Source organism: Streptomyces sp. NPDC057099 (assembly GCF_042671245.1).
In the GTDB taxonomy this organism is placed as follows: Bacteria; Actinomycetota; Actinomycetes; order Streptomycetales; family Streptomycetaceae; genus Streptomyces; species Streptomyces purpurascens.
The window spans coordinates 1-10160 of sequence record NZ_JBHUTX010000091.1; the positions used below are offsets into that span (position 1 = coordinate 1).

The 10160-nt window shown below is 68.1% G+C and carries 12 protein-coding genes and 2 pseudogenes; 9 read left to right on the forward strand and 5 right to left on the reverse strand.

Going from position 1 to position 10160, the window contains the following annotated elements:
* Positions 1 to 427, forward strand: a 427-nt coding sequence (locus tag ACFT4A_RS41975; protein WP_382841846.1) for an IS5 family transposase, incomplete at its 5' end; no start/stop codon positions are given.
* Positions 428 to 536: 109 nt separating this feature from the next.
* On the opposite strand, the gene ACFT4A_RS41980 is transcribed toward ACFT4A_RS41975, so the two are convergent.
* Complete coding sequence (locus ACFT4A_RS41980; RefSeq protein ID WP_382841878.1) at positions 537 to 683, reverse strand: peptide deformylase; 147 nt, start codon at positions 681 to 683, stop codon at positions 537 to 539.
* 76 nt (positions 684 to 759) lie between these two features.
* Between ACFT4A_RS41980 and ACFT4A_RS41985 the strand changes: the two genes are divergently transcribed.
* The 3 genes and pseudogenes from ACFT4A_RS41985 to ACFT4A_RS41995 form a co-directional block, all read left to right on the forward strand.
* Entirely contained in the window at positions 760 to 975 is a 216-nt protein-coding gene (locus tag ACFT4A_RS41985; protein ID WP_382841849.1) for a hypothetical protein, read from the forward strand.
* 314 nt (positions 976 to 1289) lie between these two features.
* Positions 1290 to 1610 (forward strand): annotated as a pseudogene (locus ACFT4A_RS41990) (class I SAM-dependent methyltransferase); the annotation flags it as partial.
* A gap of 764 nt (positions 1611 to 2374) precedes the next feature.
* A pseudogene (locus tag ACFT4A_RS41995) lies at positions 2375 to 2741 on the forward strand (transposase); the annotation flags it as partial.
* A 19-nt stretch (positions 2742 to 2760) separates the two neighbouring features.
* On the opposite strand, the gene ACFT4A_RS42000 reads toward ACFT4A_RS41995, so the two are convergent.
* The 3 genes from ACFT4A_RS42000 to ACFT4A_RS42010 all read right to left on the reverse strand — a co-directional run bounded on the left by ACFT4A_RS42000 (position 2761) and on the right by ACFT4A_RS42010 (position 4731).
* Positions 2761 to 2994 carry a hypothetical protein gene (locus ACFT4A_RS42000; RefSeq protein ID WP_382841851.1) on the reverse strand — a complete coding sequence of 78 codons (234 nt, stop codon included), beginning with the start codon at positions 2992 to 2994 and terminating at the stop codon, positions 2761 to 2763.
* Positions 2995 to 3138: 144 nt separating this feature from the next.
* Complete coding sequence (locus ACFT4A_RS42005; RefSeq protein ID WP_382841854.1) at positions 3139 to 4137, reverse strand: YdcF family protein; 999 nt, start codon at positions 4135 to 4137, stop codon at positions 3139 to 3141.
* A 264-nt stretch (positions 4138 to 4401) separates the two neighbouring features.
* Entirely contained in the window at positions 4402 to 4731 is a 330-nt protein-coding gene (locus tag ACFT4A_RS42010) for a deoxyxylulose-5-phosphate synthase (protein ID WP_382841857.1), read from the reverse strand.
* A gap of 613 nt (positions 4732 to 5344) precedes the next feature.
* On the opposite strand from ACFT4A_RS42010, the gene ACFT4A_RS42015 reads away from it, so the two are divergent.
* Together ACFT4A_RS42015 and ACFT4A_RS42020 are read left to right on the forward strand one after the other, a co-directional pair.
* Positions 5345 to 5980 (forward strand): hypothetical protein, encoded by a 636-nt coding sequence (locus ACFT4A_RS42015; protein ID WP_382841860.1) that lies wholly within the window; start codon positions 5345 to 5347, stop codon positions 5978 to 5980.
* Between the two features lie 812 nt (positions 5981 to 6792).
* Positions 6793 to 7053, forward strand: coding sequence for a hypothetical protein (locus ACFT4A_RS42020; RefSeq protein WP_382841863.1), 261 nt, complete (start codon positions 6793 to 6795; stop codon positions 7051 to 7053).
* Between the two features lie 550 nt (positions 7054 to 7603).
* Here the strand turns inward: ACFT4A_RS42020 and ACFT4A_RS42025 are convergent.
* Positions 7604 to 8569 (reverse strand): pirin family protein, encoded by a 966-nt coding sequence (locus ACFT4A_RS42025; RefSeq protein ID WP_382841866.1) that lies wholly within the window; start codon positions 8567 to 8569, stop codon positions 7604 to 7606.
* 159 nt (positions 8570 to 8728) lie between these two features.
* Between ACFT4A_RS42025 and ACFT4A_RS42030 the strand changes: the two genes are divergently transcribed.
* The 3 genes from ACFT4A_RS42030 (at position 8729) to ACFT4A_RS42040 (ending at position 10100) form a co-directional block, all read left to right on the forward strand.
* Complete coding sequence (locus ACFT4A_RS42030) at positions 8729 to 9211, forward strand: MarR family winged helix-turn-helix transcriptional regulator (RefSeq protein WP_382841869.1); 483 nt, start codon at positions 8729 to 8731, stop codon at positions 9209 to 9211.
* Positions 9208 to 9654 carry a MarR family winged helix-turn-helix transcriptional regulator gene (locus ACFT4A_RS42035; protein ID WP_382841872.1) on the forward strand — a complete coding sequence of 149 codons (447 nt, stop codon included), beginning with the start codon at positions 9208 to 9210 and terminating at the stop codon, positions 9652 to 9654. Before ACFT4A_RS42030 ends, ACFT4A_RS42035 begins: the two co-directional genes overlap by 4 nt.
* An 86-nt stretch (positions 9655 to 9740) precedes the next feature.
* Complete coding sequence (locus ACFT4A_RS42040) at positions 9741 to 10100, forward strand: tetratricopeptide repeat protein (protein ID WP_382841874.1); 360 nt, start codon at positions 9741 to 9743, stop codon at positions 10098 to 10100.
* Positions 10101 to 10160 lie beyond the last annotated feature (60 nt).

A 10160-nucleotide genomic window follows, 5' to 3' on the forward strand; every position in this document is an offset into this window, starting at 1 on the left:
CGGTCGGCCGCTCGCGATCCTTCTGACACCTGGCCAGCGTCACGACAGCATCTGCGCACGCCCGCTCCTGGAACGTATCCGTGTCCCGCGGGCCGGCCTGGGCCGGCCACGCTGCAGGCCCGACGAAGTCATCGCGGACAAGGCCTACAGCTCCCGCGGCTTCCGTGCCTACCTGCGCAAGCGCGGGATCGCACACACCATCCCGGAGAAGACCGACCAGCAACGACACCGGCACAACCGCGGCCGCCGCGGAGGAAGACCACCAAGATTCGACCGGGAGACCTACCGACAACGCAACATCGTTGAGCGCTGCTTCAACCGGCTCAAGGGCTTCCGCGGCATCGCCACCAGATACGACAAGACAGCCACCTCCTACGAAGCAGCGGTCAATCTCGCGTCGTTCCTGCTCTGGGCAAGATCCGTTTGAAGACGGACCCTAGTGCACACTCGGCCGGGAACTGCTGGGCAATCCCGGGAAGTGGAGGGAACTACTCCAAACTCTCCAACGCAATTGCCCAGGTCAGCAGGCATGCAGGTCACGCCCAGGAGGTCACTGGCACGAACGAACTGTCCTGCCGGTACTGGTCCACGGAGATCCGGTCGACTCCGGGGCGCATCCGGTCGGTGTAGAGGGTCCCCTCAAGGTGGTCGATCTCGTGCTGACCGTGCGGCCAACCCGTGATCCACGATCAGCTGTCCGCACTGTTCCGAGACACCCGACCACACCCCCGATTCCACACGCCCACAGTCTCTTTCGACATGTCTCAGCGCGACCTGCGCGACGGGGTCACCCTCGCCCCGGCCGGAGAAGCCGCAGCCACGGCACAACCGGCCGGTCTCACCTGGCGACCACTGCGAGGCGCGCCCAGCCTGACGATCCACCTGGTCCTCCCACGCGAGCAGTCGCCACTACACCGCCGCATCCGTGCCGTCGCCAAAACCCTGGCGCACGAGCTGCACCGGCTGCCGGACTGACGCGCAAGAGGTCAAGCGAGACGGACGACGTCTGCGGTGGCGAGGCCGAAGACCCTGCGGCCGGCGGACTTCGCGGTGATGACGACGATGGTGGTCTTGCTGCATGTCCGACACGACCTCGCCACGCCGGCGGATCAGCATCCGATGATGGCCCCGGGTCCGGTCCGAGTCGTACACCGCGGCGAAGTCCTTGCCCAGCCCGAGATCTCGGCGGATACCGCGCCTTCGCCGACGCCGAACCGGACAAGCACGGGTAACCGGCGGGAACGCCCGCCGTCAACAACGTCCATGACGTCGGTCAATGCCTACGCCAATCAAGGCTCGACCTCTCCCCGGCCATGGTCGACCACGCTCGGCGGGCCCAGCCGGCGCTGCGGTTCGACGAAGCGCGAATGCAGGCCCTGCGGGTCGAGGACGGTGCGCTCGGCGGAGTGCTGGCCCCACTACTCGATGATCCATATCCCACCTGGAGAACTGCCCGCGCTGCTCGCTGAGCAGATGCGTGTTCTGGCACAAGAGGGTCTGCTCCTGCTGACCTTCTTCGGGACCGAGGGGGCCGGAGCCGGTCCGCTTCGAAGGTGACGCCCGCCTAGAGCTGGCCAGCGGAGCAGTTTGCCGAGTTGCAGGCCGGGGCCCCGAAGCCTGGCCACCCCCGGCCACGGCCGGGCTCAGGCCCTCACGCAACAGGAGGCGCACCCCACGCACCGGCAAGCCCCGGATGCACCTCCCTCATTCCGCCCTGACGGGCGGGAACGGAGATTCCAGCATGCCTGCAACCGCCGTCTTACGGCAGCCCTCACGCAGCCTGGTCATCACCGCGACCGCCGTGCCCTAGCCCTGGCCGTCCTCGCCGACGACGTCCGAGTCCGCCGCCAGCTGCACGCCGCCCGCCGCGATTCGCTCTCCGGCCTGCCCGGCCGCGCTGACCTCCTCGCCTACAGCGACCGGCTGCTACGCACCGGCCGCCGCGACCGCGTGTGCAGCCGCAGGCGGGCGAGGACGGTGGTGGCACATGATCCGGAGCGGGGGTCTACCACCAGGGGGTACATGCGATGTTGCTCGTGGTGCCGAGGCTGGTCAGCTGTGCGCAGACACGGAAGGCTCGGCTCACCGAGCTGCTGGTGGGGTAGGCCGCGGTCGTTAGCCTGGCGCCGGCCGAGAACGTTGCGAACGGACCGCACTGGATCCAAGACTGCTTGTTGTCGTTGGTGACATCCATCCAGACGTGTCCCTTGGCCGTGGGACCCCGATCGCTGGCTCCGCCGGTGGTCAAGACGCCCCACCCCATCTTTCGGGCAGCCCGGCCAGCCCTCTCCCCCCGCTACCGTTTTCGAGGCTCCGCAATGGGGCCTCCGGCCTTCGGGTCCGGCATGACTTCCCCCCTCCCGTTGTTGATGATCCGGGGGGTGGTGTCAGAACCGGAGCCCGCATCCTGATCGAGGTCGGCAACGGCAGCACGTTCCCGACCGCCGGCCACCTCGCCGCCTGCGCGGGTCTCGCCCCGGCGACCCGGAGCTCGGGTTTCCTCGATCCGAGGCGAACAGCCCTCCAAGCGGGGAAACAAACAGCTCAAACGGGCTTTCCTCCTCTCCGCGTTCGCTGCACTGGGCGACTCGGAATCGCGGGCCTACTACAACAAGAAGATCGCGCAGGGCAAGCACCACACCCAAGCCCTGCTCTGCCTCGCACGACGACGGGCCGACGTCCTCTTCGCCGTGCTCCTCGACGGAACCTTCTACGAACCCCAACCCGCTGCTGCCAGGTGAGGAGTTCAGACCAATCAGTTCAGCCCTCCGGCCGAAGTCGCTGACGAGCGGCCTCAAGCCTCTGGTCATAGTCAGGCGCGAACAGCTCGGGAAGCGCTTTGTCCAGCGTTCCGGCAATCCGATGGATCGGTGCCCAGACCGCCGGATCGTCGACAACTCGACTGAGGTCCGTCATCTGCAGCTTCTCCAGCCAGTGCGACAGCACCAGTGCCTCGTCACTCGTCAGCTTGATCGTGACCTGGCTATCGCCCACGAACGCCCCCTACGACTCGGTCCTCACCCCGGGCACATGAACCTACTGGTCCTCGACCTTGACCAAACACATAGGGCACCCCCCAACCGCGCCATGTACGGCGCGCCCTCGTCAGGACCTCTTAAGGGGTCTGCGGCCGGCGCTTCAGTGCTCGAAGACCGCCGTCGCCACCGGCACTGCAAGCAGCAGGCTGAGTCCGACCAGGGGGAGGCGGTCCAGCCACAGGATGGCGGCGAATTCGCGCAGTGTCGCGGCCAGCCAGTAGGCGGGGGAGGTCGGCGCGCCCACGACGTGCACGGGCACGCCGACGCGGCGGGCCAGCAGGGTCGTGCGGTAGACGTGGAAGCCGCTGGTGACCACCGTGGCACGGTGGCCGGGAGCGGTGCCCTCCACGAGGGCCGCGCTGAAGCGGAGGTTCTGCCCGGTGTTGACGGAGCGGTCTTCCCGCACGATCCGGTCGTCGGGCACTCCGCGTCCACGCAGATAGTCGGCCATCGCGTCCGCCTCGGAGCGGACCTCGTCGTCGCCCTGGCCGCCCGAGACGATGAACACCAAACGAGGCGTGTCCGGTGCGCGGGCGGCGTCGAGCGCGAGGGCGCGCTCCAGCCTGCGGGTCAGCAGCGGGCCGGGCCGGTCGCCGTTGAGCCCGGCGCCCAGGACGACGACATGGGTGGTTTCCGGCAAGGGGGTGCTACGGCCCCGGACGAACACGTAGCCGGCGAACACGAGGAAGAGCAGAGTGAGGTATCCCGCGGCCGCGTTCACCGCGACCACGAGGGCACCGAACGCCTCGCCGCCGACCGCGTGGAAGACCGCGTCGAGGCCGAGCACCGCCAGCACCGCGCAGCCGGCGGCCCCGGTCGCCAGCAGGGCTGCCTGCGGTCCGTAGCGCCGGACCAGGAGGACGCCGTCGGCCAGCAGTAGCAGGCCCAGCGCGAGCGCCAGGAGCAGGGCGGCAACGGCGAGGACGGTGGCGATGGTCGGGTGGGCTGCCGCACTGCGATCGGCCACGCCGAGTCCGGCAGAGGTCACCGCGAGGCAGAACAGGACGGCGGTGGAGAACCGGTGCGGTGCCAGCAGGACGTTGACGACGCCGCCCGCGGCGAACACGACCGCAGCAAGGTACTCCGGGTACTCCGGCATGTGCCGCACCGCTCCGCTCTCCCGCCCGCCTCTCGCCGCCCGCGGGTTCCCGGACCCGGCACGGACGGCTGCCGGCCATCCTCCCAGACCTGCTGTGGTGCGCCAAACGCGGGCGGGCGGTGGAGCGTTCGGCGGGACCGGCATGTCGCGGCCGCGCAGGACGCACAGATGGACGGTGTGGCCTATAGCCCGGTGCAGATCCACCAGGTACGGAAGCGCGTGCTCCAGCTGGCCAGTTGAGTGTTCGGTCCGCGAGCCCGTTTGTCACCCCACGTCCCGCCGGATGAGCGCGTGTGCGATCGGCTCGCCGCTGCGCTGCGCGTACGTCATCCGCTCGCGTACCTCACGCAGGGTCCGGGGGCGATATCCAGGCCCGCCGCAGCAACTCTTGTGGAATCTCACACCCGCGTTCAGCAACACCGTCAGTGTTCGCCACGCCGCGACATCCCGCCGCCGGGGCACGGCGAACGCCGAACCTGCATGGATCAGCGGCTCCGCACAGCGGGGACAGATCCGCTCTCTCGCCTGGTCGTAGGGCTGCTTGAAGGAGGCCCGGCAACCAAGACAGACGTACGAGGTCTTCGCATGAGCCATGTTCTCAACCATAGAGATCATCTTGCGGGGCGACCAACGAATTGAATGCTGCCGGCTCCGGCGGGTATGCGCGCCCGAGGGCGAGTACGTGGGGAGCGTCGGCATTTGCGCGGTCGGACAGGCCCATCTGCTGGGCGGCGATACCGGTGAGGGCTGACAGACCGGAAGTCCCCTCGACTTCGGATGTACCGGCCGACGGCCAACGCGCTCCCCCGGCGAGGCCGAGCACAGCACCGGCATAGATATCCTCGCCGGGTCTGTGTGGGCACTTCCGCACAGACCGGAGAACTCCTCGACCGGCTGGTGACCACAGGCGCCCTGGGGCTTGGCATCACAACCGGGAGACCGATAAAGGCTCCTGGCATCTCCCTCGGCCGCAGGCACGAACCCGTACCTGCGCACTGCCCCGTTGGCACCGAACCCTGCAGCCCAGAAGCCCACGCTGAGCAAAGAACATCACTCGGCGGGAACAATCGGCTCTGCCTGTCCGTACCATCTCTACACCAAGGCATCTCGCGGCACATGCGGTGTCCGCTGCCGAAGCCGCCCAGACTTCACTCAAGTCGGACTTCACCCCGCAGCACGCTCACACGCCGAGGAAAGGTTCAGCAGCATGCCCGAGACAACAACTCCCTCCACCGAACTGACATCCCAGTACATCGCCCAGGTGACCGGCGACCTTGAGGCGAACGTCAAGGAGCGGGAACGGATCAGTGCGGAAATCGCCTCCCTGCAGGAACAGTTGGCCGCCCTGCAGCGTGATCACACCGTGCTGGTGAACATGCAGCAGGCACTCGGCGTCCCACAAGCTCCGCCCGAGCCTGCCGCCGAGCCCCAGAGCGCCACAGTGCCCTCTCCACGCCAGAAGAAGGCCGGCGCCACGCCCGGCGGGAAGCGGAAGGCGCCCAAGTCCACCGCCGCGCCACGGAAACGTGCAGCAAAGAAGCCCGCAGCCGAGGCGGCGGGCACCGCGAAGACTGCCCAGCCCACCCTGGTCGAGCTGATTCGCCGCCACCTCGCCGAGCACAAGGAACCACGCTCCGCTGCGGAGATTTCCACAGCACTCGGCCAGGCCCACCCCGATCGCGACATCGCAGCCAAGGTCGTTCGCGTCACGCTCGAGGGACTCGTAGCCAAGAGCCAGGCCGAGCGCACCAAGCAGGGCAGGTCCGTCTTCTACACCGCCCCCGCAGCGGAGTCGGCGGCTGCGCCCGAGGCCGAGACACAGCACGAAGCCACTGAACGCTGACGGTGCATGGCCATGTCCAGGTGCCGATGACCTCACCCGCGACCGCTCCCCCGCCAGTCTCAAGCGCATCGTCACGACCAGCCTCATAGGCACCACCATCGCGTGGTACGACTTCCAGGGCCACGCCACACCCGACAGGACGGCACTTCTCGGCCCGGGGACCCGGACCCCCGGCACTGCGCCGTACGTCAACTGTGCCCCACATCGCAAACCCGTTCGTGCACTCACAGGGCAGGGCCGACTACCCGACCCAGTGCACAACCAGTGCACACTCGGCCGGGAACTGCTGGGCAATCCCGGGAAGTGGAGGGAACTACTCCGAACTCTCCAACGCAATTGCCCAGGTCAGCAGGCATGCAGGTCACGCCCAGGAGGTCACTGGCACGAACGAACTGTCCTGCCGGTCCGGATCACCCCAGGCGCCACGCCCACAAGACAGCAGCAGGCCGCTGAACGAGACAAGTGACTGATCAATGTGGAGGCAGAGGGATCTCGCTGCGCACACCTTGCACACCCAATTCCTCCGCCTTGCCAGATCTGCTCTCAACCCTGGAGTCGAGGACGCGGCACGAGCGATCACCATGCTCTGGTAGGCGGAGCACTGTCACCGGCAACGCACCCGGCACGTAGTCAACTCTGGCTAGTTCATTGGATTCGGCCTGTTCACCTGTGCGTGACGGCGCCCCGGGGCCCCTCTCCGGATCCTGTAGTAGCGACGCACAGTTACGCGTTGATGATGGAGTGCGATACGGGTACTTAAGACCTTGGCAGAGCTCTTGGCCTAGCTAAGGGATTCCGCGAATTCCAGCGAGATGTCTGAAGAGTTCAGGAACTGGGCCTCGCAGGGTGTCCAGCGCAGCACGAGCTTGATGCAGATGCTGGTTCAGCGCAGTGCAACCCTGGACATGGCAGAAAGGTTCTTCGCGGAAATGACCTCGGAGCTCGCGAGTGAGCAGGTCTGCACGGAGAATCAGAGGCGATACATGGAACTTGTCGCCCTCCTCCGGGCATCCCATCACGCAGTCACCTACCTGTTTGAAGAGTCAGACGACAACGAACTGGTGCTCGCGTGAATCGGCACCACGTTCGCGATCTGCCCGCCTGAAGCCGGCCGACTGCCCGGAGACATCGACACAGACGCCTTCCACAGACCCGGCCTCGAGTACCGCCAACAGGAGGTGCTTCATCTCACCGCTTCGCTGCCTGGGCCATCAATGATATCGGCCAGAGGTGTGTCACCGGAGTACAACGGAGTGGCGGCCTCCGTCGAACGTCCATGGTCAGTGAGCTCGCCGACCAGCCAACGACACACGCGTCTTGTCTTCTCCTTACAACGTCGCAAGAAGAAGGCCCCGGCCGCCGGGCTTGGGCGGGGTCAGCCCAGCCCTGAGCCAGCTTCCATCCGGCACCACCGAACCTGCGACAACCAGTGCACTCGACGCAGCTGCGAACAGAACACCCCCACCACAGCTGCCCACAGGCGGCCCCGCCGTGGAGTCGCCCATCGCCCGGGGCTGTCCCCGAAACTTCACATGCTCGCCTCCCGCCAGGATCGAACATGAAGAGGGCAGCATCCGAGTGAACAAATATCGTCAGCCCTCTAGCTCCAGGAATTCCTGCAGGTCAGCGCACCCTTCCTCGCGGCTTCAGCGCCACCGCCGGCAATTCAGGGGCCGCCAGCGGAGCCCCGTCGTACCCCTTCACCTCCCCGAATCGCGAGCCTTCCATCCAGTCCTGACGGGCCTGGACGATCTCCTCCTGCGACCGGCCGATCCAGTTCCAGAACATGATCAACTCCTCCTCGAACGGCTCGCCGCCCAGGAGCATCAGGGATGCGTCCGACTCCGCCCGCAGGGGCAGTTCGCGGCGGCCGCAGCCGAGGTAGAGCATCGAGCCGGGCAGGACCGGGACGCCGTCGACGTGGGTTTCGCCGGACATGGACAGGACGGCGTACTCGAAGTCCGGTTCCAGGGGGAGGCGTACGTCCGCGCCTCGGGTCAGGGACAGGTCGGCGCCCACGATCGGGGTGTACGCCGTGCCGGGCGAGGTCGCGCCGTCGAGGTCTCCGAGGATCAGCGTGGCCTTGACGCCGGGTGCCGTGACGACCGGCAGGTCGGCGTGGTGTTCGAAGCGCGGGTCGGTGTGGCGGTGGCCGTCCGGGAGGGCGACCCACAGTTGCGCGCCGTGCAGGAAACGGGCGTGCGAGCGAGGGCTCTCCTCGGAGTGGCTGATCGCCCGGCCGGAGGTCATCAGGCCCAGTTCGCGCGGGCGGATCGTCTGGAGGCTGCCGGTGGAGTCGCGGTGCAGCACCTCCCCCTCGTGCAGCCAGCTCACCGTCTGCAGCCCCATGTGGGGATGCGGAGGCACCTGCATACCGGGTTCGTCGGCGATGTCGTCGGGACCGTAGTGGTCGACGAAGCACCAGGCCCCGACCATCCGGCGCCCGAGGTTGGGCAGCAGCCGGCGGACCTCGCTGGACTCGCCCAGCTTGACGTGCCGGGGACTGAGGAGTTCACGCACCGGCTCCGCCACCACGAAGCCCCGGCCACCGCACAGAGCGGGGGCCGCCTCGCGCTCAAGATTGCTCATGGCCACAACCTAGTCCGGCGGGAGGCCCGGCGTCAGTGCGTCACTGCGCCACTGCGTCATACGGGCGGGGTATCCGGGCGGGGTGTTCGGGCGGCCGATCCCGGGGCACCGGCTGGAATATAGTAGCCATGTACATAATCGCCATGTACCGTATCGGCCATGAGTAGAGGTTCCGACGGCGCGACGCCCGGCTTCCTGGTGTGGCGGCTGTCGATGAAGTGGCGGGTGGCCGTCGACCGGGCCGTCGCCCCGCTGGGGCTGACCCATGCGCAGTACTCGCTCATGGCCTCGCTGTACGGCATGCGGCGTTCGGGCGAACGGCCCAGTCAGCGCCGTCTCGCCGACCACACCGGCCTCGAGCCGCTCTATGTGTCGAAGCTCGCCCGCGCGCTGGAGGCCTCCGGCCTCCTGGAGCGCACCCGGGACCCGCGCGACCCGCGCGCGGTGCAGCTCGCGCTCACCGAGCAGGGGCGTGAGGTCACCGCGCGGGCGATCACCGTCGTACAGGGGCTGCTTCAGCAGCTCCTGGAGCCGCTCGGCGGTCTCGACAGCGCGCGTGCGAGGGAGTTCACGCGCGACCTGACGGCCTTGCTCGACGCACCTCTTGATCCCTTCGGCGAGAACGAGACGGAGCAGTCATGACCACCACCACACCCCCGGTCGGCCCCCGCGTCATCGCCCTGGCCCACTACGCCGGCCGGGCGATCCTCGAGAACGTACTGGCCCGGCACGGCCTCACCTTCCAGCAGTCCGTCACCCTCCGCCTCGTTGCCATCGCGGAGGGCCCGGTCGGGCGCGAGCGGCTCGTCGACGGGGTCACCGGCGCGCTGAAGATCGACGCGACGGAGGTGCACGGCGTGATCGACGAGCTGATCGCCGCGCGGCTGCTGGCCCCGGACGAGGGTTCGGGCGTGCGGATCACGGATGCCGGGCGGGAGCTCTACGACAGGACCTCCGGCGAGACGGCACCCTTCACCGCCCGGATCTACGACGGCATTCCGGCGGAGGACCTGGCCGTCGCCGGCCGGGTGCTGAGCCTGATCACCGAGCGGGCGGATGCCGAGCTGGCGGCTCTGTCCGAGTAGCGGCCCGCCCAAGCCCGCAAGGCTCGCCCCGGGTAGTGGAATATTGAACCAACCGGCCTGGTTGTCGGCCTCGAAGGAGGCCCCGAGTGAACACGACCTACGACGCCACGTACTACGCCCATGGAACACCGGCGGAGCGCTGGGAGCGCGCGCAGTTGTTCTTCGACGCCAAGGACTACGCCGCCGCCGCGCGGGTCCTGGTCGGGCTGGTCGAGGAGGTGCCCGAGCAGACCGGGCCGCGGCTGCTGCTGGCGCGCTCCTACTACCACTCGGCCCAACTGTGGCGTGCGGAGACGGAGTTGCGGACGATCGTCGAGCGCGACCCCGTCGAGCACTATGCCCGGCTGATGCTCGGCCGCACGCTCCAGCGGCAGGGGCGGTACGAGGAGGCGGAGTCGCATCTGCGGATCGCCTCGGCGCTCGCGGGCGACTTCGAGCAGCCCTGAGTGTCTTCCAGCAGCGCTGACTGTCGGTGATACGAGCGGTGCCCGGCTCCCTGGGGACTG

What these genes read in the sequence shown, in the direction of transcription:
- ACFT4A_RS41985 (WP_382841849.1), top strand. Translation starts at nt 760, where the DNA reads ATGTCTCAGCGCGACCTGCGCGACGGGGTCACCCTCGCCCCGGCCGGA.
- ACFT4A_RS42005 (WP_382841854.1), bottom strand. Translation starts at nt 4,137, where the DNA reads ATGCCGGAGTACCCGGAGTACCTTGCTGCGGTCGTGTTCGCCGCGGGC.
- ACFT4A_RS42010 (WP_382841857.1), bottom strand. Translation starts at nt 4,731, where the DNA reads ATGGCTCATGCGAAGACCTCGTACGTCTGTCTTGGTTGCCGGGCCTCC.
- ACFT4A_RS42015 (WP_382841860.1), top strand. Translation starts at nt 5,345, where the DNA reads ATGCCCGAGACAACAACTCCCTCCACCGAACTGACATCCCAGTACATC.
- ACFT4A_RS42020 (WP_382841863.1), top strand. Translation starts at nt 6,793, where the DNA reads ATGTCTGAAGAGTTCAGGAACTGGGCCTCGCAGGGTGTCCAGCGCAGC.
- ACFT4A_RS42025 (WP_382841866.1), bottom strand. Translation starts at nt 8,569, where the DNA reads ATGAGCAATCTTGAGCGCGAGGCGGCCCCCGCTCTGTGCGGTGGCCGG.
- ACFT4A_RS42030 (WP_382841869.1), top strand. Translation starts at nt 8,729, where the DNA reads ATGAGTAGAGGTTCCGACGGCGCGACGCCCGGCTTCCTGGTGTGGCGG.
- ACFT4A_RS42035 (WP_382841872.1), top strand. Translation starts at nt 9,208, where the DNA reads ATGACCACCACCACACCCCCGGTCGGCCCCCGCGTCATCGCCCTGGCC.